Origin of the sequence: Isoptericola aurantiacus (genome assembly GCF_044769875.1) — a bacterium.
GTDB classification, from domain to species: domain Bacteria; phylum Actinomycetota; class Actinomycetes; order Actinomycetales; family Cellulomonadaceae; genus Isoptericola; species Isoptericola aurantiacus.
The window spans coordinates 269,095-295,647 of the sequence record NZ_JBJBAE010000001.1; the positions used below are offsets into that span (position 1 = coordinate 269,095).

The window sequence follows — 26,553 nt, forward strand, 5'->3', positions numbered from 1 at the left end:
TCAGGCCTCCTTCCCGGTGGCGGCGTCCGGCGTGCCCGGCGTCTCGTCCGAGACGGTGCTCGGCTTGCGCTCCGCGCTGGACTGGGCGGTGCCCGTCTCGGGCGGGACCTCGGCGCCCGCCGAGTCCTCGGGGCCCACCTCGTCCGCCGTCGGGGCCGTCCAGCCCCGTTCCCGGGCGATGCGCAGCCCCTCCAGGGTGGGTCCCGCCGCCCCGACGCCCTCGTCGGCGCGGCCGTCGTCGAACCCCGCCAGGACCCGGCTCGTCTGCTTGAACGAGCACACGCTGGACGCGCCGCGCGTGGGCACGACGTCCTCGCCCGCCCGCAGCCGGTCGGCCAGGTCGGTGGCGGACTGCGGCGTCTGGTTGTCGAAGAACTCCCAGTTGACCATCACCACCGGGGCGAAGTCGCAGGCGGCGTTGCACTCGACGCGCTCCAGGGTGATGGACCCGTCCGGCGTCGTCTCGTCGTGCCCGACGTCCAGGTGCTCGCTGAGCCGGTCGAAGATGGCGTCCCCGCCCATCACCGCGCACAGCGTGTTGGTGCACACCCCGACGGTGTACTCCCCGTTGGGGTGCCGCTTGTACTGGGTGTAGAACGTGGCCACGGCCGAGACCTCGGCGGCCGTCAGCCCGAGCTGCTCGGCGCAGAACACGATCCCGTCACGGCTGACGTAGCCGTCCACCGACTGCACCAGGTGCAGCAGGGGCAGCAGCCCGGACCGCGGGTCCGGGTAGCGCGCCACGATCTGCTCGGCGTCGGCCGTCAGCGCGGCCAGCGTCTCGGCGTCGTACCCCGTGCGCGAACGCGCGCCCACCGGTTCGGCCGTCATCGGTCCACCCCTCCCAGCACCGGGTCCAGGGAGGCGACGGCGACGACGACGTCGGCCACCTGGCCGCCCTCGCACATCACCGACACCGCCTGGAGGTTGTTGAACGACGGGTCGCGGAAGTGCGCCCGGTACGGCCGCGTGCCGCCGTCGGACACCACGTGCACGCCCATCTCGCCGCGCGGGTGCTCGATCGTCTGCCACGCCTGACCGGCCGGCACGCCGAACCCCTCGGTGACCAGCTTGAAGTGGTGGATGAGGGCCTCCATCGAGGTCCCCATGATGTGGCGGATGTGGTCGAGCGAGTTGCCCTGCCCGTCCGGCCCGACGGCGAGCTGGGCGGGCCACGCGATCTTCTTGTCCGCCACCATGACCGGTGCGCCGACCGAGTCGTCGAGGCGCGTCAGGCACTGCTCGACGATCCGCAGCGACTGGTAGCACTCCTCGAGGCGCAGCACCACGCGGGCGTAGCAGTCCGCCGCGGTGTCGGTCGGGACGTCGAAGTCGTAGGTCTCGTACCCGCTGTAGGGGAACGCCTTGCGCACGTCGTACGGGTGCCCGGCCGAGCGCAGCACCGGACCGGTGACCCCGAGCGCGAAGCAGCCCGCCAGGTTGAGCACCCCCACGTCCTTGAGACGGGAGACGAAGATCGGGTTGGCGAGCATCAGGTCCCCGAGCATCGCCAGGTACTTGCGGATGCTCGGCAGCAGGGAGCGCACCTGGTCGGTGAAGTCGTCGGGCACGTCCTGCGCGACCCCGCCGGGACGCACGTACGCGTGGTTCATGCGCAGCCCCGTGACGGCCTCGAACAGACGCAGGATCTCCTCGCGGGCCGTGAAGGCCATGGTCATGATCGTCGTGGCGCCCATCTCGTTGCCGCCGGTGCCCAGGCAGACCAGGTGGGAGGCGACCCGGTTGAGCTCCATCATCAGCACCCGGATCACGTTCGCCCGTTCCGGGACGTCGTCGGTGATCCCCAGCAGCCGCTCCGTGCCGAGGCAGTACGCCGTCTCCTGGAACAGCGGCGCCAGGTAGTCCATCCGGGTGCAGAACGTGGTGCCCTGCGTCCAGGTGCGGAACTCCATGTTCTTCTCGATGCCGGTGTGCAGGTAGCCGATGCCGCACCGGGCCTCGGTGACCGTCTCGCCGTCGATCTCCAGCATGAGCCGCAGCACGCCGTGCGTCGACGGGTGCTGGGGTCCCATGTTGACGACGATGCGTTCCTCGCCGATCGCCTCCCGGGCGATCTCGTCCCAGTCGCCGCCGGAGGCCTCGAACCCTGCCACCCCGGGGCCGTAGTCCTCGGCGGCGGGTCGGGTCGAGTGCACCGGGTGCTCCTGCGCGGGCGCCGTCATGAGTACTCCCTCCTGGTGTCCGGCGGCGGGACCGTGGCGCCCTTGTACTCCACGGCGATGCCCCCGAGCGGGTAGTCCTTGCGCTGCGGGTGGCCCGGCCAGTCGTCCGGCATCTCGATGCGGGCCAGGCCGGGGTGCCCGTCGAACACGATCCCGAAGAAGTCCCACGTCTCGCGCTCGTGCCAGTCGTTCGTGGGGTACACGCCGGTGGTGGACGGCACGTGCGGGTCACCGTCCGGGCAGGCCACCTCCAGGCGGACCTGCCGACCGTGCGTCACCGACGTCAGGTGGTAGACGGCGTGCAGCTCGCGGCCGACGTCGTCCGGGTAGTGCACGCCCGACACCCCCAGCGACAGCTCGAAGCGCAGGTCCTGGTCGTCGCGCAACGCCCGGCACACCGCCACCAGGTGCTCGCGGGTCACGTACAGCGTCAGCTCCGCGTCCGCGCTGGGGCCCTCACCCTCGGCCCGACGGCGGTGGTCCGTGACCACCACGCGCTCGACGGCGTCGTCGAACCGGACGCCGGAGTCACCGAGCACCTCGGCGAGCACGTCGACGGCGTCGTCGAACCAGCTGCCGTAGGGCCGCGAGGCGGCCGCCGGCATCGTGACGGTCCGGACCAGGCCCCCGTAGCCGGAGGTGTCCCCCGAGCCGTGCACGCCGAACATCCCCGTGCGCTCGCCGACCACCTCCGCCGTCGTCCCGGGGCGTGGCCGGTCGACCTGCGACGCCGTGCCGGCCTCCCCGCCCGACCCGGTCCCCGCGACCTCCGCGCCGTCGCCCGCCGTCACCGCAGCAGCCCGATCATCTGGGACGTGGGGGTCGCCTCCAGCGCGGCCGCCTCGGCAGCCCTGGCCGCCTCGACCCGGTTGACGCCCATCGGCTCGTCCTTGATCTGCTGGTGCAGCGCCAGGATCGCGTTGATCAGCATCTCGGGGCGCGGCGGGCAGCCCGGGAGGTAGATGTCGACCGGCACGACGTGGTCGACACCCTGGACGATCGCGTAGTTGTTGAACATGCCGCCGCTGGAGGCGCACACGCCCATCGACAGCACCCACTTGGGCTCGCTCATCTGGTCGTAGACCTGCCGGACAACGGGCGCCATCTTCTGGCTCACGCGACCCGCGACGATCATGAGGTCCGCCTGACGCGGCGACGCGCGGAAGACCTCCATGCCGAACCGCGACAGGTCGAAGCGCGAGGCGCCCGCCGCCATCATCTCGATGGCGCAGCACGCCAGCCCGAACGTCACGGGCCACACGGACGACTTGCGCAGGTACCCCGCGAGATCCTCGATCGTCGTCAGCAGGAATCCCGACGGTGACTCCTCCAGTCCCATGTGCCCTCCCTCCTGGAGTTGCGGCGCCGAGGTCCCGGCGCCCTTGCCGAACGTGCTGTCAGACCCAGTCGAACCCGCCGCGCCGCCACTCGTAGACGAACGGGATGGTGATCAGCACCAGGAAGATCAGCACCGCCACCAGGCCGAACCCGGCCAGGACCGCGAAGTCCACCGCCCACGGGTAGAGGAAGACGACCTCGATGTCGAAGACGATGAACGTCATCGCCACCAGGTAGTACTTGATGGGCAGCCGGCCACCGCCGGTGGCGTGGGGGGTCGGCTCGATCCCGCACTCGTAGGCGTCGAGCTTGGCCCGGTTGTAGCGCTTCGGTCCGATGACGGCGCTCGCGCCCACGCCGCCGAGGGCCAGCACGGCCGCGATCCCCAGCAGGACCAGCACCGGGACGTACGGGTTGCTCATCGGGTCTCCTCGCCTGTCCTGCTCACGTCCGCGTCACTCCTTCGTGCCACCACGAGCCTCGTGCCGTGCGTCATGCCTTCGGAACCACCCTCGTCAGTCCGGCGATCACCCGGTCCACCCAGTCGCCGCCGCGTGGCTCGTAGCAGTCCGAGAGCAGCTTGAGCACGAACTGCATCACCACCGGCCGGGGCAGCCCGTACCGCACGCACGCCCGCATGATCGCCGGGTGCTCGATGAGCCGGACGAACCAGCGGCCCAGCGTGTAGTAGCCGCCGAGGTCGGCGCGCATCCGGTCCGCGTAGGTCGCCAGCGTGCGTTCGCGCGCGTCGTCGGTGACGCGGGTGCGGGCCTGGGCGACGGCGTCGGCCGCCACGCGCCCGGCCTGCAGCGCGTAGGCGATCCCCTCCCCGTTGAACGGGCTGACCATCCCGGCGGAGTCCCCGACGAGCACGACGCCGTCGCGGTACATCGGCGACCGGTTGAAGCCCATCGGCAGGGCCGCCCCACGGACGGGACCCACCTGGTTCTCGGGCGTGAAGCCCCACTCCTCGGGGGTGTTGCGCATCCACGCCGCCATGAGCGCGCGGTAGTCGTGCCCCGTCGCGGACTGCCGCGCCGGCGTCGAGCTCACCGAGCCGAGACCGACGTTCGCCGTGCCGTCGCCGAGGGCGAAGATCCAGCCGTAGCCCGGCAGCAGGTTGGACTCGCCGGGCACGCCGTCCCACAGCTCGAGGTGGGACTCCATGAAGGCGTCCTCGTGGCGCGAGGTGCCCTCCGTCCGGAAGTAGGTGCGCACGGCGGTGCCCATCGGGCGGTCGTCACGGCGGGTGATGCCGAGCGTCGTGGCGAACCGCGAGGACACGCCGTCGGCGGCGACCACCACGGGCGCGCGCAGGGTCCGGCCGGGACCGTCGGAGCGGCCGCGGCCGTCCAGGGGCTGGGCCGTCACACCGACGACGCGTCCGGTGTGCTCGTCCAGGACCGGCCCGGTGACCCGGGTCCGCTCCATCAGCTTGGCCCCCGAGGCCTGCGCGTGCTGCGCCAGCCGGTGGTCGAGCGAGGTGCGGGCACGGGCCAGGCCGTAGCCGGGGTACGTCGTGAGGTCGGGCCAGGCCAGCTCCCAGGACCGCCCGCCGGCCACGACGCGCAGACCCTCGTTGCGGATCCAGCCGTCGTCGGGCCGCGTGTCCAGGCCCATCCGGGCCAGCTCGGCCACCGCACGGGGGGTCAGGCCGTCCCCGCAGACCTTGTCGCGGGGGAAGGAGGCCTTCTCCAGCAGCAGGACGTCGAGCCCGGCGGCGGCGCACCAGTGCGCGGTGGCGGAACCGGCCGGACCTGCACCGACGACGATGACGTCGGCATCGTCACGCCGCTCTGCTCGCACTGCTCACCTCCGTGAAGTGAGACCCCGGCTCCCTCGCCGACGATCCTTGTGAACTCGATCACAACGTTCTGCGAGCACTCTAACCACGTTCACGGAGCCGTGTGTAGGAAGGCAAGCCTTTCCTGCGCTGCACGGGCCGGTTCCGGGCGGCTCTCCGGGCGGGTTCTCCCGGCAGGCTGGCGTCCCACCTGGTCACGACATACGGTCGACGCACGGAGCAGCACCCGCCCCTGTGAAACCGCCCGCACCGGAGGATTCCGACCATGAAGGCCATCACCGCACTCGCCGCAGGCATCGCACTGGGGTACTACCTCGGCACCGAGAAGGGCCGGGAGAAGCTCGACCAGGCCAAGAAGCTCGCGGTCGACACCTGGAACGACCCGCGCGTCCAGGAGAAGGTCGGCGAGGTCCAGGACAAGGTCAGCAAGAACTGACCGGACCCGCTGCGCCGCGCGGCCGTCAGCCGACCGGGCGGGTCGCGCGGTGCAGGGCCACGATGCCGCCCGACAGGTTGCGGTAGGACGCCTGCGCCCAGCCCGCCCGGAGCAGCAGCCGGCCCAGACCCTCCTGGTCGGGCCACGACCGGATCGACTCGGCCAGGTAGTCGTAGGAACCCTTGTCCCGTGTGACGGCACCCGCGACGGCCGGCAGCGCCCGCATGAGGTACTCGAGGTAGACCTGGCGGAACGGCGCCCACGTCGGGTGCGAGAACTCGCAGATCACGACCCGGCCGCCCGGCCGCGTCACCCGGAGCATCTCGCGCAGCGCCGCGGACGTGTCGACCACGTTGCGCAGCCCGAAGCTGATCGTCACCGCGTCGAACGCGCCGTCCGCGAACGGCAGGCGGGTCGCGTCCCCCGCCACGAACGGCAGGTCGCCCCGGCGCGACTTGCCCACCTGGAGCATGCCCAGCGAGAAGTCCGAGGGCACCACGACGGCACGCGAGTCGGCGAAGGGCTCGCTCGACGTCCCCGTCCCCGCCGCGAGGTCGAGCACCCGCTCCCCCGGCGCGGCGGCGACCGCCGCCACCGTGGCACGCCGCCACCGGCGGTCCTGACCCAGCGAGATCAGGTCGTTGGTCAGGTCGTAGCGCTCGGCGATGCCGTCGAACATCGAGGCGACCTCGGCGGGCTTCTTGTCCAGGCTGGCGCGGGGCATGGCGTCATCGTCCCACGACCCGGCCGGCACGTCCGGCCCGGTCGCCACGGTCCGCCACCGCACGGCGGCGGCGCCCCACCGGGTCCGGCACGGACCGCCTGCTTCCGGGAGGAAGGCGGCGTAGGCTGACGGCGATGTCCGCCACGCCTCACCCGGCGCCGGTCCCGCCGTCGGGCGAGCCCGCAGCAACGCCGTCGTCCGCCCCGCAGCCCCGCCCGCTCGTGGTCCGGACCACCCGGATCGACCGGCTGCCCGGCGGACCCGCCGCACTGGTCGACCTGCTCCCCGACACCCGCCCCCTGACGTGGGTCCGGCGTGGCGACGGGCTGGTCGGCTGGGGCGAGGCCCTGCGCCTCGACACCTACGGGCCCGGCCGGTTCGCCGACGCCGAGGAGGCGTGGCGCGCCACGCTCGCCCACGCCGTCGTCCGCGACGAGGTCGGCCTGCCCGGCACGGGCCCCGTCGCCTTCGGCACGTTCGCGTTCGACGACGGCGGCACCGGCGAGTCGTTCGACGGGGCCCGGCCGCAGGGGTCCCTCGTCGTGCCGCGCGTCGTCGTCGGCCGCCGCGGCGACGTCTGCTGGATGACGACGATCTCCACCGGCGGGACGCTCGACGCACCGGGGGACGACGTCCTGGCGCGCACGGCACGCGAGCCGGTGACGGCACCGGGCCGCGTCGAGATGCACGACGGCGCGGTGGACGCCCGCGACTGGCCCGCCGTCGTCGCCGAGGCCGTCGCCCGCATCCGCGCCGGCGAGCTCGACAAGGTGGTCCTGGCGCGCGACGTCGTGGCCACCACCGAGAATGCCGTGGACCCGCGCTGGCTGCTGCGCCGCCTGGCGGAGTCCTACACGTCGTGCTGGACCTTCTCCGTGGCGGGCATGGTCGGCGCCACCCCCGAGCTGCTGGTGCGCAGCGAGAAGGGGCTGGTCACCTCCCGCGTGCTCGCGGGGACCATCCGGCGCGAGGCCGGGATGAGCGACGACGACGCGCTGCTGCACGCCGCCCAGCTCGCGCGGTCCTCGAAGGACCTCGAGGAGCACGAGTTCGCGGTGAGCTCGGTCGCGGGCGCCCTCGACCCCTTCTGCTCGTCGATGAACGTCCCCGACGCGCCGTTCGTGCTGCACCTGCCGAACGTGATGCACCTCGCCTCGGACGTCACGGCCGTCCTGGAGCCGGCCTCGCGGGCCAGCTCGCTCACCCTCGCGGCCGCGCTGCACCCCTCCGCCGCCGTGTGCGGCACGCCCACGGTGACGGCCCGCGACCTCATCCGCGAGATCGAGGGCATGGACCGCGCCCGGTACGCGGGCCCGGTCGGCTGGGTGGGGGCCGACGGCGACGGCGAGTGGGGCATCGCGCTGCGGTCCGCCGAGCTCGCCGACGACCCGCACCACGTCCGGCTCTTCGCGGGATGCGGCATCGTGGCGGCGTCCGACCCGGCCGCCGAGCTGGCCGAGTCGGAGGCGAAGCTGGTCCCCATGCGGTTCGCGCTCGGCACCTGAGGACCTCGGCCCGCCCGGCGTCAGGTCAGTCCGACCAGACCTGCTCGCGGAACCCGCTCCACACCTGCTGGTCGGACGTCGCACCCAGGAACCCGATCGTCGGGTTCAGCAGCGCCAGCAGCCACCCGGTGAAGGTCGGCGGGTCCTCCGGGTCGATGATCAGCCGTTCGCCGTCCGGAAGACCGGCCGCGAGCGAGGTGATGTACATCGTGGCGTCCCCGTCGAGGCTGACCGACCCGGCGTCGGTGATGGTGCCCGCCGTGCCGTCGTCGGCGTAGGTCTTCAACCAGAACCCGTCGAGGACCACGTGGTCGGCGACGATCTTCAGCGCGGCACGCCGACCGCTCGGGGTCGACGCCGGGACGGTGACGATCGAGACCGACCGCAGCCCCTCGATGCTCAGGTCCTCGGACCGCAGCTCACCCGGCACCGAGAACACGTCGACGTCCTCGTGGCCGCCCCGGGTGATCGGTGGACCCGGTTCGTCGGGTGGCGGCAGGGCGTCGTCGGACGCCTCGCCGTCGGGCGAGCCGGCCTCGTCGTCGGCCGTGCCGCCGTCGCCGGCCGTGCGGTCGCCACCGGCCGCGCCGTCTGGCGACCCGGCGCCGTCGCCACCCGCGTCGTTCCCGGACCCGTCCGGCTCGCCGTCCGCGGGGTCCGCCGACGGCTCGGCCGTCGGGGCCTCCTCCGGCTCCGACGAGGGCTCCGACGAGGGGTCCGGCGAGGCGGACGGGTCGGGCGACGCCGCGCCGTCCGACGGTGCCGGCGTCGGCTCGGTCTCGTCGTCGCAGGTGACGGCGAACCAGTCGCACAGCAGCGGGCCCTGGGGCGTGGTACCCCCGCTCGGGGCGAGGGCGGGCTGCGAGGTCAGGGCCAGGGCGAGCGCCGCGGAGACCGCCGCCGAGCGCCGCGCCCGCCGTGAGGGTGCGGGCGGCGCCTCCGGCCCGTCGTCGTCGCGACCGACCACGGGCAGGGCGACCGTGTCGGGAACGGCAGAAGGAACGCTCGGCCCCGGCCCGACGTCGTCGGCCTCCGGACGGGGTTCGACGTCGGCGGCCGGCGTGCGCGGCACCTCGGCCCGCGGCATCCAGGACACCGCGAGGATGCCCCCCACGACGCCGAGGACCATGCCGATCCCGAAGCCGCCCAGGTTCACCCCGAGCAACGAGTACACCGACACCGCCAGCGTGAGGACCCCGTAGAACACGCGGTGCTGGGGCTGGGCGAGCAGCAACGCCCCGAGCGCGACCAGGGCGACGGGCAGCAGCGTGGACTGCATCCCCTCGATCCCGAGCTGGAGCTCGAGCCCGTCGAGGCGCAGCCGGCCCGAGAACCAGAGCGCGAGGCCGGCCAGGACCGTCAGGACGGCCCCGGCGAACGGCCGGGAGCGGCGCCACGCGGCGAACCGTTCCCGGCCGTCGCGCGGCGCCCCCGGTCCGCCCGGCGGGCGGCCCTGACGGCGGGTCAGAAGCACTCTGTGCCGTCGGTGATGCGCAGGTGCAGGTCGGACAGCTTGAACACGGCCGCCGAGGTGCTCAGGGACACCTGCTGGAGGTTCTGGATGTCGATCGAGTCGGAGTCCATGGCGAAGTCACCCTTGCTGCCCTTCGCCTTCGTGCCGACCGTCGAGGCGTCCACCCCGATGCGGATCTTGCCGAACGTCGCGGTACCGCGCAGGTCGCTCATGCCGATCTGCAGGTCGGTGGCCTCCACCGGCTTCTTCGGGTCGGTCCCGGCGGAGATGAGCAGCCCGACCGGCATGCCGGGGATCTTCACGGACTGGCACAGGTTGTCGAGCGTGGCGTCCTTGATGTTCGCGATCGCCACCGGGTGGCTCGCACCGTCGGCGTCCTGGGCGACACCGGCGTACTGGGAGAACCCGGTCCCCTCGAGCGAGTCGGCCGAGATCTTGAACTGCTGGCCGGACACCGTCATCGACACCGGGACGGCCCCCTGGGCGACGCCTCCCATCAGCACGCCGAGGACGGCGAGCGTGGGAACCGTCGCGAGGACCGCTCGGCCCCGACGGGTCCGGGTGAGTGCACTGATCTTCATCGTTCCTCCCGCAGACGTGGGGCGACCTCGTCGTCACCCGAGGGGTGACGCTACGACTCTATTGAGGGGACGTCAATAGGTAACTGAGGCCACCTCAACAAGACGCGCCCGTCCGGGACGCGTCATCGCGCACCGCCTCCCCGTCCCCGCGTGGCCCGCTCCGGGATGCCACCGCATCTATGCTCGGCACATGGCTGGATCCCGACGCACCCGTCTGAGTCCCGACGAGCGTCGCCAGCAGCTCCTCGCCCTCGGCGTCGGGGCGCTCGCCGATCACCGCCTCGAGGACGTCACGATCGAGGACCTGGCGGCCCGCGCCGGCGTCTCCCCCGGGCTGGTGCACTACTACTTCGGCAACCGCCAGGGACTGCACTCCGCCATCGTGCGGACCGCCCGCGACGCGATGCTGCACGCCACCGAGCCCCGCGCCGACCTCCCCCCGCGGGCGCGGCTGCGCGACACCCTCGACCGCTTCGTCGAGTTCGTGCGGGACCACGACGCCACGTTCTACTCCCTGGTCCGGGGTGCGGCCAGCGGCGACGAGAACGTCCGGACCACGATCCAGGAGGCCCGCGACGTCCTGGCCGGCCACCTGCGCGACGTCTTCGCCGAGATCGGCGTCGAGCCCGAGCCGCTGCTCGACGTCGCGCTGCACTCCTGGATCTCGTTCGCCGAGCAGGCGCTCGTCGACGCCGCCGACGCCCCGGACGTCCCCGCGGCCGAGCTGGCGGGCTTCCTCGAGCGCAGCGCGCTCGGGGTCGCGGCCGCCCTCGACCCCGACGCGTTCCCCGCGTCCTGACCGGCACGCGGACGGATCGCACGCTGCCGGACCACACCCCGCCGGCACGACGACGGACCCGGCGAGGCACGTCGGGTGCCTTGCCGGGTCCGGTGAACCGCGGCACGCGGCGGCACGGCCCGCTGGACCGCACCTCGCCGCGCCGGGATCCGCGGCGGCGGACCGGAAGGGGGGTGGGCCGCCGCCGCGGAGCTGTGGGGGTCAGTTGCCGAAGAGCTCCTGCAACCACCCCGGGATGTTGTCCGGCTGCGTCGAGTCGGACGATCCGCCGTCCTGCTCGGACCCGCCCTGGCCCTGCTGGCCCTGGTCCGACCCGTCGCCCTGCTGACCCGGCCAGGGAAGCTCACCCGAGTCGCCGGAGCCCTGCTGGTCCTGCGAGCCGGAGCCGGACTGCGCCGACTCGTCGCGCACGGCGAACGAGACGTCCACCGAGCTCGTCTGCCCGTCGCGGACGTAGGTGATCGTGGCCGACTCCCCCGCCGAGCGCTCACGCACGTAGGCGGTCAGCGACTCGGCGCCGTTGACGACGTCGTCGTCCACCGCGACGATCACGTCCCCGGACTGCAGACCGGCCTCGGCGGCCGGCGAGCCCGAGGTGACGTCCACGACCTCGGCGCCGCGGCGCGTGACGCCGTCGGCGGTGGCCGTGGTGTCGGTCAGCGAGACGCCCAGGAAGGCGTGCTCGGCGGTGCCGTCCTCGATGAGCTGGTCGGCGACGTCGGTGCCCAGGTTGACCGGGATGGCGAACCCGAGGCCGATCGAGCCCGACTGGCCGGCCCCGCTCGAGAGGGACGCGATGGACGACGTGATGCCGATGACGCGGCCCTGCGCGTCGAACAGCGGTCCCCCGGAGTTGCCGGGGTTCACGGCGGCGTCGATCTGGATCGCGTTGGTCACCACGACGTCGCTGCCGTCCTCGCCGGAGGCTGCGACCGGCCGGTCCAGCGCCGAGACGATGCCGGTCGTGGCGGTGTTCGCCAGGCCCAGCGGGTTGCCGACCGCCAGCACGGAGTCGCCCACCTGGACCGAGTCGGAGTCGCCGAAGGTGGCCGGCTGCAGGTCGTCCGGCGGGTCGACGAGCTCGACGACGGCCAGGTCGGTGGTCGGGTCGGTGCCGATGACGTTCGCCTCGTACAGGCGGCCGTCGCTGAGCGTCACCTGCACGGTGCCGTCCGCGGCGCCGGAGACGACGTGGTTGTTGGTGAGCACGTGGCCGGCGTCGTCCAGGACGACGCCGGAGCCCTCGGCCCCGCCGGACTGGCTCGTGACCTGGATCGCGACGACGGACGGCGCGACGGCGGCCGTGACGGCCTGCCAGTCGGGGTTCTCGCTGGTCGAGCTCGCCACCGGGGCGGCCTGGGTGTCCTGGGAGGCGCCGACCTCGGCGAGCGACGACGTCGTGGTGCCGTCGTCGAGCAGGCTCGTCAGGCCGACGGTCGCGCCGCTGGCCAGGACGGCCGCGCCGGCCGCCACGGCGACCATCGGCACCCAGCGCGGCCGCTGCCTGGTCCGCTCCGGCGCCTGGTCGGCCGGCTGGTAGCCGGAGGCCTGCTCGGCCGGCTGGTACGGGTAGCCGGACGGGTGGTCCGGGCGGTAGGTCGGCTGGTACGACGCCGGTCCGGACGTGGCGTACGCCGGGTAGGGCTGGTGCTGCGGGGCCGGGGCCGAGCCCGTCCCGTGCGGGTGGGGGCCCTGATACGGCTGCTGGCCCATGCCGGGCTGGGCGAAGGAGGCGGGCGGCACGTCCTGGCGCGGCGGCTCCTGCGGCCGCTCGGCCGACGGCTGCTGCGGCGGGGTCTGCGACGACGGGCCGGGGGCCGGCTGCCGCGCCTCGGTGGGCAGCGGCGCGGTCGGGTGCTCGACGGGGTGCTGCGGGTCCGACGGCGGCTGCTGCGGTGCGGGGTTGTTGTCGGTGCTCATGGTGCCCTCCTCGAAGTTCTGACCCCACTCAACACCGGGAGGCTGGGCCGACCCTTGGGTGAACCTGAGAATTCGCTGTCAATCACGAACCTGCAGGTCAGAGAGCTTCGATCGGCAGTTTGTGCTTCGATCGGCAGTTCGAGGTGCCGATCGAAACACAAACTGCCGAGTGAACGGCGCGCACACTCAGGAGCCGGCGTCCACGGACCGCGCGATCCGCGCCGCGAGCTCACGCGACTCCGCCCACCGGTCGGTACGCGGCACCCGCACCTCGACCACGCGCACCCCGCCGGCGGGCCGGGCCAGAGCGGCACGCAGAGCGGCGACTCCCTCGACGAGCCGGTGCGCCACGCCGTACCCCGCGCAGAGCGCACCGAGGTCGGCCCCGTGCGGGGTGCCGAAGACCCGTTCGAACGTCAGGTCCGCGTCCGGTCCGCTCGCCGCGAGCGCCCCGTGCTCCAGGGTGGCGAAGATCGAGCCGCCGTCGTCGTTGACGACCACGACGTCCAGGTCGACGGGCCGCTCGGAGGGGCCGCGCAGCAGTCCGCCGACGTCGTGCAGGAACGTGAGGTCGCCCACGAGCGCCCGCACCCGGCGCCCGGGACGTGCGGCAGCCAGCGCCACCCCGGTGGCCCAGGACAGCGTGCCGTCGATGCCCGCCAGCCCGCGGTTGGCCAGCACCTGCGGCGGCGGGCCGGAGGGCCCCGCGTCGATGCCGAGCACGAGGTCGAGGTCCCGGACCGGGTTGGACGCCCCGACCAGGAGCAGGTCGTCGGGGCCGCCGGCGGTCAGGACGGCCCGGGCGACGGCGAGCGCCGCGTACGGTCCCGGCTCCGCGTCCGCCGCAGGCCCGCCGGCCCCCTCGGCCGCTTCCGCCACGCACCGGGCCGCCACCCGTCCCGCCGTGCGCCACCGCTCGAGGAACGCCCCGCCGTCGGACGGCGCCGTGGGCTCCCACCAGCGCTCGGCGAGGCCGTCGACCACCCGCGCCGCATTGCGGGCGGCGTCGGGCCACGGCCCCCCGCCGGGTGCGACGACGGTGACGGTGACGCCGTCGCGCGCGAGCAGGCGTTGCACCGGTCGGGACAGCGTGGGGCGCCCGAGGACGACGGCGTGCTCGACGTCGGCGACCAGACCCGGTGCCCCGAGCACCGACCGCGCGGCGGCCACGGCGTTCGGTCCGCCGCAGGCACCGGAGGTGGGCTCGGCGAGCAGCGGCCAGCCGCGGGCCTCGGCGAGGCGTCGGGCGGCGGGACCCGCACCGTCCCCCGCCACGACGACGGTCCGCGCAGGGTCCCCGGGCAGCAGCGGGTCGGCCCCGGGCCCCGGCGCGGGTCGCACGACCTCCACGCCCGCCGCGGCCGGGGTCCGTTCGGCTCCCGCCGCACGGGAGCGGTGTGCCGGAGCGAGGGGCGCCAGCGGCGCCGAGGGGTGCAGGGGGTCGCGGAACGCGAGGTTGAGCTGGACCGGACCGGGGTGACGGTCGCGCAGCCCGAGGGCCGCAGCGACGGTCCGGCGCGCGGTGGCCAGCAGGTCGCGGACCTCGCCGTCGCGGCCGTCGGGCGCGGGGACGTCGACGGCGGCTCGCACCGCCGTGGCGAAGATGCCCACCTGGTCGGTGGTCTGGGAGGCACCGGTCCCCCGCAGCTCGTGCGGACGGTCGGCCGTCAGCAGGATCAACGGCAGCTCGGCGTGGTGGGCCTCCAGCACCGCCGGGTGCAGGTTGGCCACCGCCGTGCCCGACGTCGTCACCACCGCCACGGGAGCGGGTGCGGCCGGGGCGGCGCCGTCGGACGCGGCCGGGACCGCGGCGCCGCGGGACAGCCCGAGCGCGAGGAACCCGGCGGAACGCTCGTCGACACGCACGTGCAGGCGCAGCGTCCCGGCGTCGTCCGCGGCGGCCAGCGCGTAGGCCAGCGGAGCGGACCGCGACCCGGGTGCCAGGACGACGTCGCGCACGCCCTGGGCCGCGAGGTCGGCCACCAGGGCGCAGGCGGCGTCCACGGCCGGGCTGCCGGTACCGGACGCGGCGTGCCCGGGACCGGGGGGCGGTGCACCCGTCATGCGACGCGCTCCGCGGCGAGCAGGGCGTCCAGGCGGTCGTGCCGGTCGAACCAGCGCTGCTCGACCGCCGGCGGGGCCGCGACGGCGGCCAGGGCACCGGCGTCCGGGGCGGCACGTCGCACCGGCAGCACGCCGTCGACGGGCAGCAGCGGGTCGTCGGTGACGTCGTGCGCGAGGAGCTGCGAGGTGGCCAGCCCGCAGGCGAAGGGCAGCTCGGGCAGCGCCGCGGCGAGCGCCACCCCCGCCGCCAGCCCCACGGAGGACTCCAGCGCCGAGGACACCACCACGGGCAGCCCGACCTGCTCGGCGAGGTCGAGGCACGCCCGAACGCCCCCGAGGGGCTGCACCTTGAGCACGACGACGTCGGCGGCCTCGTCGCGCACGACCCGCAGCGGGTCGGCGGCGCGGCGGATCGACTCGTCGGCGGCGATGCGTACGTCGGCGCCGCGCCGTACGGCGGCCAGCTCGGCGACCGTGCGGCACGGCTGCTCGACGTACTCCAGGTCTCGCGCGGCTGCGGCGAGCCGGGGGATGCGCGCGCGGGCCTCGTCGACGGACCAGGCCCCGTTGGCGTCCACCCGGATCGCAGCGTCCGCCGTGCCGAGCTCGTCGAACGCCGCACGCACGGCGGCGACACGCTCGCGTTCGACGGCGGCGTCCTCCAGCAGCCCGTCGGCACCCCGCTGGGCCACCTTCACCTTGGCGGTGCGGCAACCGCCGGACCGCAGGACGATCTCCCGGGCCCGCTCCGGCCCGACCGCCGGGACGGTGACGTTGACGGGGACGACGTCACGGACCGGTGCGGGGAAGTCCTGATCGGCGGCCTCCCGGGCGGCGCGCAACCAGGCGAGCGACTCGGCGTCGTCGTACTCCCAGAACGGGCTGAGCTCACCCCAGCCGGCGTCGCCGCGCAGCAGCAGGCCGTCGCGGACCTCGAGGTCGCGGAAGCGGGTGCGCAGGGGCGTGGACCAGGCGAACCGGGTCTGGAGCGTCGCGGACAGGGTGGTGGCCACGTGCTCAGGGTAGGAGGTACCCGGCCGCGGAGCAGGTCTCGCGGCCGTCCGGGTACCGGCGAGCGGTGTCAGTCCGTGAACTCGTCCGGCGGCGCGGCGAACGACCACGCCCCCCGCGGTCGCACGGAGGCGACCGGCAGGGACTGCGTCGTGGCGGTGGCGCGGCGCACCTCGGCGGCGTCGTAGGCGATGAGCTCGTCGACGACCTCGTCCAGGTCGACGACCTCGGATCGATGCGGGTTCGTCGTGTCCATGGATCCATGGTGCGCTCACGATGTGCAGAACGTCGGGACGACGCGCAAGCCGGCTGTGATCGGTTGGTGGGAACCGAACTAGGCTGACCGGCGTGAGCCACCACGACGCCGCCGAGCCCGCAGTGCCGTCCCGCCCCGGGTCCCGCCCGCGCCGGGTCTCCGAGACCTTCGACGCGGAGCGCTGGCGCTCGGTGAGCGGGTTCGAGGACCTCACCGACCTCACCTATCACCGTGGCGTGGAGCGGACCGTGCACGACGACGGCACCGAGCGGGTGCGCGACCTGCCCGTCGTCCGGGTGGCGTTCGACCGTCCCGAGGTCCGCAACGCGTTCCGCCCGCACACCGTGGACGAGCTCTACCGCGTGCTGGACCACGCACGCATGACCTCCGACGTCGGCACCGTGCTGCTCACCGGCAACGGCCCGAGCCCGAAGGACGGCGGCTGGGCGTTCTGCTCCGGCGGCGACCAGCGGATCCGCGGCCGGTCGGGCTACCGGTACACGACGGCGGACGCCACCGGGCAGCTCGGCGCGGACTCCGACGCCGTCGACCCCGCGCGCGCCGGGCGCCTGCACATCCTGGAGGTGCAGCGCCTGATCCGCACCATGCCCAAGGTGGTGATCGCCGTCGTCGACGGCTGGGCCGCCGGCGGCGGGCACTCGTTGCACGTCGTGGCCGACCTGTCCATCGCCTGCCGCGAGCACGGGAAGTTCAAGCAGACCGACGCCGACGTCGGCTCGTTCGACGGCGGCTACGGCTCGGCGTACCTGGCCCGGCAGGTGGGCCAGAAGCGGGCCCGGGAGATCTTCTTCCTGGCCCGCGAGTACTCGGCCGACGACGCCGAGCGCTGGGGCGGGGTCAACGAGGTCGCCGAGCACGACGACCTGGAGGCGCTCGGGCTGGAGTACGCGCTGACGATCGCCGGCAAGTCGCCGCAGGCGATCCGGATGCTGAAGTTCGCGTTCAACCTGGCCGACGACGGCCTGATGGGTCAGCAGGTGTTCGCCGGGGAGGCGACGCGCCTGGCCTACCTCACCGACGAGGCCGTCGAGGGCCGCGACGCGTTCCTGGAGAAGCGGGACCCCGACTGGTCGCAGTTCCCCTACGCGTTCTGAGATCCCGCGCGGCGGTTCACGATCCGGTCGGTCGCGCCTTTCCACGCGCAGCGACCTACCGGCCCGCCGTCCCCGGACGGCGGCTCAGGAGGTCGACCAGGAACCGCTGCCCCGCGGCACGAGCTCGATCCAGGTGTTGCCCGGGGCCAGCTCGACCGGCTCCCCGCCCGCGGTGAGCACCACCGGGTCCTGCAGGGACTCCTTGGACCACTCGACCTCGAGGACCGACCCGCCCGAGGCGACGAGGCCGGACCCGGAGGCCACCAGCTGCGTCTCCGGGACCGCGGCACCGGAGGCGTCGCGGTAGGACGTGTCGACGACGTCGACGTCGAGCACGACCACGTTGGTCGCCGCGTGCCGCGCGCCCGAGGTGGACACCGACTCGGACGAGCCCTCGCTGCGCAGCCACGTGCCGGACTCCTCGTCCCAGTCCCAGCCGCTGGTCTGCGCCGGCGACATCACGACGTCCACCGAGCCGGCGGCCTTCCCGTCGGTCACGACCGTGCTCCGCGCCGCCGAACGCGCGAACGCGAACTGCGCCGGCGGCGGGACCGTGCGCTCGCCGTCGGCCTGGTCGAGGAACGTCTGCGGGTCGCCGACGACGTCGTGCGGCGCGAACCGCCCGGGGTCGCGGTGGAACCCGGCGTCCCCGGCGTCCATGATCACCGACTGCACCCCGGCGGCGGCGACGTCCTGGATGAAGGGCTGCTGCGCCCCGGAGTACGCGAGGATCCCGTCGAGCGGCGCGGCGATCGCGGGATCCATCGGGCGCACGGAGCGCACCGGCTCGACGGCGTCCGGGACCGTCGAGTGGAAGACCGCGACGAACCGCGTGATCCCGCCCTCGACGACCTCCTCCCACACCATGTCCGCGTCCTCGAGGCCGGTCTGCGGCCGGGCCTGCGGGGAGTTCTCGATCTTGACCGCCAGGGCGGGCCGCTCGGCCACCTTCTCGGTGGGCTCGCCCGTCAGCGGCCACACGATCGGCACGTCCGGGTCGGGAGGGTCGCCCTTGGCCTCCGCGAGCACGCTCGGCGCGACCGTCGTCGTCGGGGCGGGCTGCGGGTCCCCGGCGCTGCAGCCGGCCAGGACCAGGGCGAGCGCGGCCGCCCCGGATGCCAGGTACCCCCCGAGCCGTGGGGTCATCGTGTCCTCCAGCGTGTGTGCTGGCGCACACCCTATGTCACGGCGGCGAGCGGCCCGGGGCGGCCCGCCGGGACTCCGGCGCGGCGCACTATCGTGACCTCGTGCTCCCTGACGTCGCCGCACTCGTGGACCGCACGCGCCGCGCCCTGGACGGCGGCCCACCGGTCGTGCCGCTGCCTCTGCTGTCCGCGCAGGCCCCGCCGTCGGGCACCGCGCTGGTGGTGCGCACCTCCGGTTCGACGGGCGCGCCGCGGGAGGTGGCCCTCGGCGCGGCCGCGCTGCGGGCGTCGGCGGCCGCGACGCGCGAGCGCCTCGGCGCCGCCGGCCGCTGGGTGCTGACACTGCCGGCGACGCACGTCGCGGGGATGCAGGTCGTCGTCCGCTCCGTGCTCGCCGGGACGCCGCTGACGGCGGCCGACCCCGACGCGGCCTTCGCACCGGACGGACTGGCCTCGCTGCTCGCCGCACCCCTGGCCGGGGACGACCCCGTCTTCGTCTCGCTCGTGCCCACCCAGCTGCACCGCGTGATCGCCGCGGCCGACGCCGGTGCCCCGGCCGGGCTCCGAGCGCTCGCCCGGTGCGGCGGCGTCCTGCTGGGCGGGGCGGCCACGCCGCCGGGGCTGCTGGAGCGTGCCCGGGCGGCCGGGGTCCCGGTGGTGCGGACCTACGGCATGTCGGAGACGGCCGGCGGGTGCGTCTACGACGGCGTGCCCCTGCCCGGCGTCCGGCTGCGGCTCGCGCCGGGCCCGGCCGACGACGCATCGGGGGCGGGTGTGGTCGAGATCGCCGGCCCGACGCTGGCCACCGGCTACCTCGGGGCCGACGACGCCACCGCGGCGGCGTTCGTCGAGGGCCGGGACGGGCGGTGGTTGCGCACCAGCGACCTCGGCACCCTGACCGACGGGGTGCTGAGCGTGCTGGGACGCGCCGACGACGTCGTGGTCACGGGCGGCGTGAACGTCGCCCCGGCCGCCGTGGAGGCGGTGCTCGGCGAGCTGCTCGGCGCCGAGGTGTGCGTGGTCGGCGTCCCCGACGACGAGTGGGGGCAGGCCGTCGTCGCCGTCGTGGCCGTCCCTGCAGCGTCGGGCACGGCCCGTGGGGCGCGGCGTCCGGAGGCGTGGGGCAGGGTGCTGGACGACGACGAGCTGGCGCGGGTCCGGTCGGTCGTCGCGGATAGGGTAGGCCGGGCCGCCGCGCCCCGCCGCGTCCTGGAGGTACCCGCGCTCCCCCTGCGCGGACCCGGCAAGATCGACCGGGCCGCCGTCGTCGACCTCGTGCGCCGTGCCGGCGCCCCGCACTGAGAAGGAGCACGCATGGCCACCACCGCCGAGTGGGTCGCGGGAGCCCGGCCCCGGACCCTGCCCGCCGCGGCCGCCCCCGTGCTGATCGGCTCGGGCGCCGCCGCCCAGGTCGACGCGTTCGCCTGGCTGCCCGCCGTGCTGGCGCTCGGCGTCGCGCTCGCGCTGCAGATCGGCGTCAACTACGCCAACGACTACTCCGACGGCGTGCGCGGCACCGACCTGGACCGGGTGGGCCCGCTGCGCCTGACCGCGTCCGGCATCGCCCGGCCCCGGCAGGTCAAGGCCGCGGCGTTCGGATGCTTCGGGGTCGCAGGTCTGCTCGGGATCGCCCTGTGCGCCGTCAGCGGGCACTGGTGGCTCGTCGCCGTCGGCGCGCTGTGCATGGTCGCCGCCTGGTACTACACCGGGGGCACGCGGCCCTACGGATACTCCGGGTTCGGCGAGGTCGGCGTGTTCGTCTTCTTCGGGCTCGTGGCCACGCTCGGCACCACCTACACCCAGGCGGACCGGATCACGTGGCCCGCGGTGCTGGGCGCGGTCGGCGTGGGGCTGATCGCGTGCGCGCTGCTCATGGTCAACAACATCCGCGACATCCCCACCGACGTCGTCGCGGGCAAGCGGACCCTCGCCGTGCGGGTGGGCGACCACCGGGCCCGGCGGCTGTACGCGCTGTGGATCGTGCTGGCGGTGCTGCTCGGGCTGGCCTGTGCGCTCTGGAACCCGTGGGCGTTCGGCGTCGCCGTCCTGCTGCTGCCGGCCGTGCTGCTGGTGATCCCCGTGATCGCCGGGGCGCACGGGCGGGCGCTGGTCCCGGTGCTGGCCGGGACCGGGTTCTTCGAGCTCGCCTACGGTGTGCTGCTGGGGCTGGGTCTGGCGCTCTGAGCGACCCGGACCCCGGCGGCTGCCGGGGCTAGCGGCGGTCCGGGCTCCCGCCGTCGGAATCCACGGCGGCGTCCTCGGCAGCGGCGTCCTCGTCGATGACCTTGTTCAGGCCCTCCTTGCCCTGGGCGCGGCGCTGGGCCCGTTCGGCGATCCAGACGGCGGCGGCGTCCTTCTGCCGCGGCAGCGCCAGGTAGGCGACGGCGAACGCCACGACCACGCCGACCAGCACGAGCAGCAGGCCGCGCAGGCCGACCAGGTAACCGACGCCGAGCGCCCCGGCGAAGATCACGAGGCGCAGCACGGTGTAGATGACGAGAGGCACCCGACCAGGATAGGTCCGGTCGGGACCTGCCCGATTCGGTGGCGGGTCCCGCAGGTCCTACGCTGGGTGCATGTTCCGCGTCCTGGTGGGCCTCGTCGTCGTCGGCCTGATGGTCTACAGCCTCGCCGACCTGTCCTCGTCCGAGGAGGAGGACCGCGGCGGTCTGCCGACCTGGCTGTGGGTCGTGATCATCGTGCTGCTGCCCGTCTTCGGGCCGATCGCCTGGATCGTGACCAAGCGTGCGCGCCGCAACGGCGGTGGACGCACCGCGCGCCCGGGACGTGGACCCCGCCGACCCTCGGGACCGGTCGCGCCGGACGACGACCCGGACTTCCTGTGGCGCATCGAGCAGGAGAAGCGCCGCCAGCAGCGCCGTGACCGTGGTGAGGGAAGCCCGGACGACACCGGCGACCTCGGCTCGTCCTGACGGCTCCCGCCCTCCCCCGAGGTAGGCAACCCCTCCCCCGAGGTGGGCGACCTCCCGCCGAGGTAGGCGACCCGTGCGCCGAGGTAGGCGACCCGTGCGCCGAGTCGGCACGTTCCCCGGCCTACCTCGCGGCCACCGCGCCTACCTCGGCGAGGGGTTGCCTACCTCGCGGCCACCGCGCCTACCTCGGCGAGGGGTTGCCTACCTCGCGGGAATGCGGCCTACCTCGCGGGAGGGGTGGGTGCGCAGAGGGTGGGTGCGCAGAGGGGCGGGTGCGCGGAGGGGCGGAGGCGCTTAGGGCGGATCAGCTCAGGCCGGAGTAGGAGTGCTTGCCGTTGAAGACCAGGTTCACGCCGGTGAAGTTGAACAACACGCAGGCGTAGCCGACGACGACGAACCACGCCGCGCGGCGCCCCGACCAGCCGCGTGTGGTGCGGGCGTGCAGGTAGGCCGCGTACACGACCCAGATGACGAAGCTCCAGACCTCCTTGGGGTCCCAGCCCCAGTAGCGGCCCCAGGCGTCCTCGGCCCAGATCGCGCCGCCGATGATGGTGAACGTCCACAGCACGAACGCCACCGCGTTGAGCCGGAACGACATCGCCTCCAGGACGGTGGGCGTCGGCGTGCGGTCGAGCCACCGGAAGCCGGGGCGGGACAGGAACGGTGACCCCGCCTCGCGCGAGTCGCGCAGGAGCTGCAGCGCGGACATGACGAACGACACGGTGAAGATGCCGGTCGCGGTGATCGCCACCCCGACGTGCAGCACCAGCCAGTAGTTCTGCAACGCCGGCTGCACCCCGGTGGCGGCCACGTGGAAGACGTTGAGCCCCAGCACCAGGAACAGGGTGGCCAGGCCCGTGACGAAGGCGCCGAGGAACCGCACGTCCCGGCGCAGGTTCAGCAGGAGGAACACGGTCAGGGCGATGAACGAGCCCACCAGCGTGAACTCGTACATGTTGGCCCAGGGGGTGCGGCCGGCGGCCAGGCCGCGCAGCACGATCGCGACGAGCAGCAGCGCCGTCCCGAGCGAGGTCGTGGACATCGCGATGCCCGCGGCCCGACGGCGCGGCTCGGCCGGCGGGACCGCGCCGTCACCGGCGTCGCCGAGGGTGCTGCCCGGCGCGAGGCCCGGTGCCGCCGCCCCGACGGTGGCCCGCGAGGCGTCGCGCGCCTCGACACGCTCCCCCGTGCGGCGGCCCAGGTCGACGGCGAACGCGATCATCGCGATGGCGAGCGTGGTCGCCGCCGCCCAGACGAGCAGGTCGCTCAGCTCGGCGATTCCCATGGTCAGCCTTCCTCGGGTGGTTCGGTGGAGCGTCGGTCAGGTTCCGGTGCCGCCGCGGGTGCGGAGGCGCCCGGCGGTGCGTCGTCGTCGGTCACGATCCCGGGGACCGCGGCCAGCGCGCGGTCGACCTCGCCGTCCAGCCCGGCGTCGTCCCCGCGGGCCAGGCCGGCGACCTCGACGTGCGTGACGCCGTCGGACGTCCATGATCGCACCCAGACGCGCCGGCGGGGCAGGAACAGCGAGCCGGTCAGGCCGACCACGGCGAGCAGAGCGAAGGTGAGCACCCACGTCAGGGAGGGGTCGTGGCGCAGGTCGAGGGCGACGAACCGCGGCACGTCGCCGCCGGCCAGCGAGACCGTGCCGAGCCCGTCGGGCAGCTCGACGGTGTCACCGGGCTCGAGCAGCAGCTTGACGCGCTCGCCGTCGTCGTCGAGGGACGGGGTGAGGTTCGCGGTGTCGAGGCGGTACACGTTCTGCGGCACGCCGTCGTCCAGGCCGAGGTCGCCGCGATAGACCTCGAGGACCAGCAACGGGTCCGTGGGCAGCGGGAAGACGGACTCGGCGGAGCCGTCGTCGTTGATGACGGCGGTGGGCAGGAAGTACCCGATGAGCCCGATCTGCTCGTTGCCCGCCGAGACGTCGGGGACCTTGACCACGCCGCGGGAGGTGTACACCTGGTCCTCGGGCAGGAACGGCACGCGGCCGGAGAACGCGACCTCGCCGTCGGCGTCGGAGACCGTGATCTCCGGGGCGTAGCCGTTGCCCTGCAGGTACACCTTGGAGCCGTCGATGATCAGGGGGTGGTTGACCTTGATCGTCTCGGCGGACGCCGACCCGTCCGGCTCCGTGACCGTGACCGAGGCGGTGAAGTCGCGCGACTGCGCGAACGCGACGGTGTCGGTGGCGAACTCGGAGTCGAAGGAGTCGAGCGTCATGGAGAACGGGACGAGCGAGGCGGGATCGAACCACGCACCGGACTCGAACGTGTCGTAGTCCACGACGGCGTTGGCGAACCCGCGTCCCTCGGTGATGATCGCCTGCCCGCGGTAGTGCAGGAGCTGGCCGACCCCGACGGACACGACCAGCCCGACGAGCGCCAGGTGGAAGAGCAGGTTGCCGGTCTCGCGCAGGTAGCCGCGCTCGGCGGCCACGGTGCGGGCGGCGGGCCGGGCAGGGATCGTGCCGCGCGCCGGGCGGGCCTCCTCGGCGGCGGTGTCGACGCGGAACGTGGGCAGCCAGGCCCATCGGCCGCGCAGGTGTGCGGCGGCGGCCTCGACCGCCTCGTCCGGGTCGGCCGTCGTCGTCCCGGCCACGTGGGCGGGGAACCGTTCGAACCGGGCCGGGGTGCGCGGCGGGCGCTGCCGCAGCGCCTTGGCGTGCGCGACGGTGCGCGGCACGATGCAGCCCACCAGGGAGATCAGCAGCAGCAGGTAGATCGCCGAGAACCAGACCGAGCCGTAGACGTCGAAGAACCCGAGCCGGTCGAGCCAGTCGGAGGTGCCGGGGTGCTCGCCGATGTACTCCACCACGGCGGACGGGTCCTGGTCACGCTGCGGGAACACCGACCCGGGCACCGCGGCGACGGCGAGCAGCATGAGCAGCATGAGCGCCACCCGCATGCTGGTGAGCTGGCGCCAGGTCCAGCGCAGCGTGCCGCGCCAGCCGAGGCGGGGAGCCTGCGGGGTGCCCGACGGCGGCCGTCCGGCCGCGCCGCCGGCTCGGTCGGCGCCGGCCCGGTCGGCGGCGGTCTCCCCCGTGGTGAAGTCGTCCGCGATCCCCTCGGGGCGATAGGTCTGCCCGCTCATCACACCACCGTCGTGTATCCGCTGATCCAGCTCTGCAGCAGGCTGGTGAGAGAGCCCCACACCCCGGTGACCATCGCCAGGCCGATCGCGACCAGCAGGCCGCCCCCGATCCGCAGGATCGCCAGCCGGTGCCGCCGCAGGAACCCGAGCATCGCCTGCGAGGACTGCAGCCCCAGGGCGACGAGCAGGAACGGCACGCCCAGCCCGAGGCAGTAGGCGATGCCGAGCACCACGCCCCGCAGGGCCGACGCCTCGTCCAGCGCGAGGGACTGCACGGCGGCGAGCGTGGGCCCGAGGCAGGGGGTCCAGCCCAGGCCGAACACGACCCCGAGCAGGGGCGCGCCCCACAGCCCGGTCCGCGGGCTGACGTGCAGCCGCCGCTCGCGCTGCAGGAACCCGATGCCGCCGAGGAACGCGACACCCATGAGGATCACGACGACGCCGAGCACCCGGGTCAGCACGTCCTCGTAGCGCACCAGGACGGACCCGAGCGCGCCCGCGGCGGCCATGAGCGCCACGAACACCGCCGTGAAACCCAGCACGAACAGTCCCACGCCGGCCACGACCCGACCGCGCGCCGGTGCCGCCGGCCGGGCCGCCGTCGTCGTGCCGCCGCTTCCCGCCGGGGCCGGGCCGGCACCGGCCGCGGCCATGCCACCCACGTACCCGACGTACCCGGGCACCAGCGGCAGCACGCACGGGGAGGCGAACGAGACCACGCCCGCGACGATCGCGACGGGGACGGCGAGCAGCATCGAGCCGCTCATCGCCGTGCTCGCGAAGGCCTCCCCCATGTCAGGCGTCGTCCTGGACGCCGAGGGCGTCGTCGATGAGGCCGTCCAGGGTGGACCCGGCGACCTCGCCGACCACGCGGGAGGCGACCCGGCCCTGCGCGTCCAGGACCACGGTGGACGGCACGGCCTGCAGCGGCACGACGCCGGACAGCCCGGCCACGACCTGCCCGCTGCGGTCCTCGATGGACGGGTAGGGGATGTCGAACGTGCGCTGGAAGGCCAGCGCGGCCCCGGCGTCGTCCTCGGTGTTGATGCCCAGCAGGTGCACGCCGTCATCGGCGCGGTCCGTCGCGATCTCGACCAGGGAGGGGGCCTCGGCGCGGCAGGGCGCGCACCCGGCGTACCAGGTGTTGAGCACCACGACGTCGCCGGTCCAGTCGGCGGTGGAAACCTCGTCACCCTCGAACGTGGTGCCCTCGACGACCACGGGGTCCTCGCGCTCGTCGGGGTCCCACTGCTGCACGGTGCCGTCGCCGGAGACGAAACCCTGCCCGACGACGTCACCCGCCCCCGACTCCGCGGCGCAGCCGGTCAGGACGACGGCGGCGCTCGCGACCAGCACGGCGGCGGTGAGGCGACGCATCACGCGCCCGCCACGGGGTCCGCGCCGGCGAGGAGGTCACCCGCGGGCTCGGAGTAGTGCATCGCCACGAAGGTCTCGTCGTCGAACGTCAGGGACGTCAAGGACGCCAGGGAGCACTCGCGACGGCGCGGGTCGTGGGCGAGGCGGTGCCCGGTGTAGGACAGCCGGGTCACCCAGACGGGGAGCTGGTGGCTGACCAGCACCACCTCGTGGCCGGTGAACGCGCGGCGGGCGTCCTCGACGGCGGCGCGCATGCGAGCGGCCTGCTCGGTGTAGGCCTCGCCCCAGGAGGGACGCAGCGGGTTCCACAGCAGCGGCCAGTACTTCGGGTTGACCAGCTGGCCGGGGTTCTTGCCGATCGTGGTGCCCTCGAAGCGGTTGCCGGCCTCGATCAGGCGGTCATCGGTGGCGAGCTCGACGTCGAAGGCGGCGGCGACGGGGGTGGCCGTCTCCTGCGCACGCTGCAGCGGGCTCGCGACGACCGCGACGACGTCCCGTCCGGCGTCGGACAGGTGAGCGGCGACGCGGTGGGCCATCTGCTGCCCGCGCTCCGACAGGCGGTACCCGGGGAGGCGCCCGTACAGGACGCCGTCGGGGTTGTGGACCTCGCCGTGCCGCAGGAGATGGACGGTGGTGGTGGCCATGGCTCCCAGTGTCCCAGATGCCACGTGTGCGACCGACCGCCGAACATCCCGCGTGAGGCGAGTCACGGCGTCGTGCGCCGAACCGTCCCCGGTTGTGGACAGGGCGGCGCTGACGGCGGCGTTGCGCAGCCGCCAGGGAAGACCCGATCGGTCG

Annotated in this window: 27 protein-coding genes; 7 read left to right on the top strand and 20 right to left on the bottom strand. The window is 74.2% G+C overall.

Annotation, left to right across the window (positions count from 1 at the left end; translation table 11 throughout):
* The 6 genes from nuoE to ACIQLL_RS01240 all read right to left on the bottom strand — a co-directional run bounded on the left by nuoE (position 1) and on the right by ACIQLL_RS01240 (position 5,327).
* Positions 1-831, bottom strand: coding sequence for an NADH-quinone oxidoreductase subunit NuoE (nuoE, locus tag ACIQLL_RS01215; protein WP_402462107.1), 831 nt, complete (start codon positions 829-831; stop codon positions 1-3).
* Positions 828-2,183 carry an NADH-quinone oxidoreductase subunit D gene (locus ACIQLL_RS01220; RefSeq protein ID WP_402462110.1) on the bottom strand — a complete coding sequence of 452 codons (1,356 nt, stop codon included), beginning with the start codon at positions 2,181-2,183 and terminating at the stop codon, positions 828-830. Before ACIQLL_RS01220 ends, nuoE begins: the two co-directional genes overlap by 4 nt.
* The gene (locus ACIQLL_RS01225) at positions 2,180-2,974 is read right to left on the bottom strand and encodes an NADH-quinone oxidoreductase subunit C (RefSeq protein ID WP_402462113.1); all 795 of its coding nucleotides are present in this window, start codon (positions 2,972-2,974) and stop codon (positions 2,180-2,182) included. Before ACIQLL_RS01225 ends, ACIQLL_RS01220 begins: the two co-directional genes overlap by 4 nt.
* Entirely contained in the window at positions 2,971-3,522 is a 552-nt protein-coding gene (locus ACIQLL_RS01230; protein WP_402462115.1) for a NuoB/complex I 20 kDa subunit family protein, read from the bottom strand. The genes ACIQLL_RS01225 and ACIQLL_RS01230 overlap by 4 nt, the downstream gene beginning before the upstream one ends.
* 58 nt (positions 3,523-3,580) lie before the next feature.
* Complete coding sequence (locus tag ACIQLL_RS01235) at positions 3,581-3,943, bottom strand: NADH-quinone oxidoreductase subunit A (RefSeq protein WP_402462118.1); 363 nt, start codon at positions 3,941-3,943, stop codon at positions 3,581-3,583.
* 70 nt (positions 3,944-4,013) lie between these two features.
* Positions 4,014-5,327: a geranylgeranyl reductase family protein gene (locus tag ACIQLL_RS01240; protein ID WP_402462120.1), complete on the bottom strand. Its 1,314-nt coding sequence runs from the start codon at positions 5,325-5,327 to the stop codon at positions 4,014-4,016.
* Between the two features lie 263 nt (positions 5,328-5,590).
* Here ACIQLL_RS01240 and ACIQLL_RS01245 point away from each other — a divergent pair, with 263 nt between their 5' ends.
* The gene (locus ACIQLL_RS01245) at positions 5,591-5,761 is read left to right on the top strand and encodes a hypothetical protein (protein WP_402462123.1); all 171 of its coding nucleotides are present in this window, start codon (positions 5,591-5,593) and stop codon (positions 5,759-5,761) included.
* A gap of 25 nt (positions 5,762-5,786) precedes the next feature.
* On the opposite strand, the gene ACIQLL_RS01250 is transcribed toward ACIQLL_RS01245, so the two are convergent.
* Positions 5,787-6,485 (bottom strand): demethylmenaquinone methyltransferase, encoded by a 699-nt coding sequence (locus tag ACIQLL_RS01250; RefSeq protein ID WP_402462126.1) that lies wholly within the window; start codon positions 6,483-6,485, stop codon positions 5,787-5,789.
* A gap of 134 nt (positions 6,486-6,619) precedes the next feature.
* On the opposite strand from ACIQLL_RS01250, the gene ACIQLL_RS01255 reads away from it, so the two are divergent.
* Positions 6,620-7,990, top strand: a complete 1,371-nt coding sequence (locus ACIQLL_RS01255) for an isochorismate synthase (RefSeq protein ID WP_402462129.1) — start codon at positions 6,620-6,622, stop codon at positions 7,988-7,990.
* Between the two features lie 25 nt (positions 7,991-8,015).
* Here the strand turns inward: ACIQLL_RS01255 and ACIQLL_RS01260 are convergent, their stop codons facing one another.
* Positions 8,016-9,464 carry a DUF6114 domain-containing protein gene (locus ACIQLL_RS01260; RefSeq protein WP_402462132.1) on the bottom strand — a complete coding sequence of 483 codons (1,449 nt, stop codon included), beginning with the start codon at positions 9,462-9,464 and terminating at the stop codon, positions 8,016-8,018.
* Positions 9,455-10,045 carry a DUF6230 family protein gene (locus tag ACIQLL_RS01265; protein WP_402462135.1) on the bottom strand — a complete coding sequence of 197 codons (591 nt, stop codon included), beginning with the start codon at positions 10,043-10,045 and terminating at the stop codon, positions 9,455-9,457. Before ACIQLL_RS01265 ends, ACIQLL_RS01260 begins: the two co-directional genes overlap by 10 nt.
* 190 nt (positions 10,046-10,235) lie before the next feature.
* Between ACIQLL_RS01265 and ACIQLL_RS01270 the strand changes: the two genes are divergently transcribed.
* A complete protein-coding gene (locus ACIQLL_RS01270) occupies positions 10,236-10,844 on the top strand; it encodes a TetR/AcrR family transcriptional regulator (RefSeq protein WP_402462137.1) in 609 nt (202 codons plus the stop codon).
* 201 nt (positions 10,845-11,045) lie between these two features.
* On the opposite strand, the gene ACIQLL_RS01275 is transcribed toward ACIQLL_RS01270, so the two are convergent.
* The 4 genes from ACIQLL_RS01275 to ACIQLL_RS01290 all read right to left on the bottom strand — a co-directional run bounded on the left by ACIQLL_RS01275 (position 11,046) and on the right by ACIQLL_RS01290 (position 16,095).
* Positions 11,046-12,764, bottom strand: coding sequence for a S1C family serine protease (locus ACIQLL_RS01275; protein WP_402462140.1), 1,719 nt, complete (start codon positions 12,762-12,764; stop codon positions 11,046-11,048).
* Positions 12,765-12,950: 186 nt separating this feature from the next.
* Positions 12,951-14,828: a 2-succinyl-5-enolpyruvyl-6-hydroxy-3-cyclohexene-1-carboxylic-acid synthase gene (gene menD / locus ACIQLL_RS01280; RefSeq protein WP_402462142.1), complete on the bottom strand. Its 1,878-nt coding sequence runs from the start codon at positions 14,826-14,828 to the stop codon at positions 12,951-12,953.
* On the bottom strand, positions 14,825-15,841 hold the full coding sequence (locus ACIQLL_RS01285; protein WP_402462145.1) for an o-succinylbenzoate synthase: 1,017 nt from the start codon (positions 15,839-15,841) through the stop codon (positions 14,825-14,827). The genes menD and ACIQLL_RS01285 overlap by 4 nt, the downstream gene beginning before the upstream one ends.
* Positions 15,842-15,909: 68 nt before the next feature.
* Positions 15,910-16,095 carry a hypothetical protein gene (locus tag ACIQLL_RS01290; protein ID WP_402462148.1) on the bottom strand — a complete coding sequence of 62 codons (186 nt, stop codon included), beginning with the start codon at positions 16,093-16,095 and terminating at the stop codon, positions 15,910-15,912.
* Between the two features lie 92 nt (positions 16,096-16,187).
* Between ACIQLL_RS01290 and ACIQLL_RS01295 the strand changes: the two genes are divergently transcribed.
* Positions 16,188-17,210 carry a 1,4-dihydroxy-2-naphthoyl-CoA synthase gene (locus ACIQLL_RS01295; RefSeq protein WP_402462150.1) on the top strand — a complete coding sequence of 341 codons (1,023 nt, stop codon included), beginning with the start codon at positions 16,188-16,190 and terminating at the stop codon, positions 17,208-17,210.
* Between the two features lie 84 nt (positions 17,211-17,294).
* Here the strand turns inward: ACIQLL_RS01295 and ACIQLL_RS01300 are convergent, their stop codons facing one another.
* A complete protein-coding gene (locus ACIQLL_RS01300) occupies positions 17,295-18,356 on the bottom strand; it encodes a DUF3048 domain-containing protein (protein ID WP_402462153.1) in 1,062 nt (353 codons plus the stop codon).
* Between the two features lie 101 nt (positions 18,357-18,457).
* On the opposite strand from ACIQLL_RS01300, the gene ACIQLL_RS01305 reads away from it, so the two are divergent.
* Both ACIQLL_RS01305 and ACIQLL_RS01310 read left to right on the top strand, forming a co-directional pair.
* The gene (locus ACIQLL_RS01305; protein WP_402462156.1) at positions 18,458-19,657 is read left to right on the top strand and encodes an AMP-binding protein; all 1,200 of its coding nucleotides are present in this window, start codon (positions 18,458-18,460) and stop codon (positions 19,655-19,657) included.
* A gap of 12 nt (positions 19,658-19,669) precedes the next feature.
* Positions 19,670-20,539 carry a 1,4-dihydroxy-2-naphthoate polyprenyltransferase gene (locus ACIQLL_RS01310; RefSeq protein ID WP_402462159.1) on the top strand — a complete coding sequence of 290 codons (870 nt, stop codon included), beginning with the start codon at positions 19,670-19,672 and terminating at the stop codon, positions 20,537-20,539.
* Between the two features lie 28 nt (positions 20,540-20,567).
* Here ACIQLL_RS01310 and ACIQLL_RS01315 read toward each other — a convergent pair whose 3' ends face one another.
* Positions 20,568-20,861 carry a DUF4229 domain-containing protein gene (locus ACIQLL_RS01315; RefSeq protein WP_402462162.1) on the bottom strand — a complete coding sequence of 98 codons (294 nt, stop codon included), beginning with the start codon at positions 20,859-20,861 and terminating at the stop codon, positions 20,568-20,570.
* A 70-nt stretch (positions 20,862-20,931) separates the two neighbouring features.
* Between ACIQLL_RS01315 and ACIQLL_RS01320 the strand changes: the two genes are divergently transcribed.
* Positions 20,932-21,288 carry a PLD nuclease N-terminal domain-containing protein gene (locus ACIQLL_RS01320; RefSeq protein WP_402462164.1) on the top strand — a complete coding sequence of 119 codons (357 nt, stop codon included), beginning with the start codon at positions 20,932-20,934 and terminating at the stop codon, positions 21,286-21,288.
* Between the two features lie 304 nt (positions 21,289-21,592).
* Here the strand turns inward: ACIQLL_RS01320 and ccsB are convergent, their stop codons facing one another.
* From ccsB to ACIQLL_RS01345, 5 genes are read right to left on the bottom strand one after another with little or no spacing between them, the layout of a single operon-like run.
* Positions 21,593-22,573: a c-type cytochrome biogenesis protein CcsB gene (gene ccsB, locus ACIQLL_RS01325; protein WP_402462167.1), complete on the bottom strand. Its 981-nt coding sequence runs from the start codon at positions 22,571-22,573 to the stop codon at positions 21,593-21,595.
* Positions 22,574-22,575: 2 nt separating this feature from the next.
* Positions 22,576-24,378, bottom strand: a complete 1,803-nt coding sequence (gene resB / locus ACIQLL_RS01330) for a cytochrome c biogenesis protein ResB (RefSeq protein ID WP_402462170.1) — start codon at positions 24,376-24,378, stop codon at positions 22,576-22,578.
* Complete coding sequence (locus tag ACIQLL_RS01335; protein ID WP_402462173.1) at positions 24,378-25,172, bottom strand: cytochrome c biogenesis CcdA family protein; 795 nt, start codon at positions 25,170-25,172, stop codon at positions 24,378-24,380. The genes resB and ACIQLL_RS01335 overlap by 1 nt, the downstream gene beginning before the upstream one ends.
* A 1-nt stretch (position 25,173) precedes the next feature.
* The gene (locus tag ACIQLL_RS01340; RefSeq protein WP_402462176.1) at positions 25,174-25,755 is read right to left on the bottom strand and encodes a TlpA family protein disulfide reductase; all 582 of its coding nucleotides are present in this window, start codon (positions 25,753-25,755) and stop codon (positions 25,174-25,176) included.
* Positions 25,755-26,399, bottom strand: a complete 645-nt coding sequence (locus ACIQLL_RS01345; RefSeq protein ID WP_402462178.1) for a histidine phosphatase family protein — start codon at positions 26,397-26,399, stop codon at positions 25,755-25,757. Before ACIQLL_RS01345 ends, ACIQLL_RS01340 begins: the two co-directional genes overlap by 1 nt.
* Between the last annotated feature and the right edge of the window lie 154 nt (positions 26,400-26,553).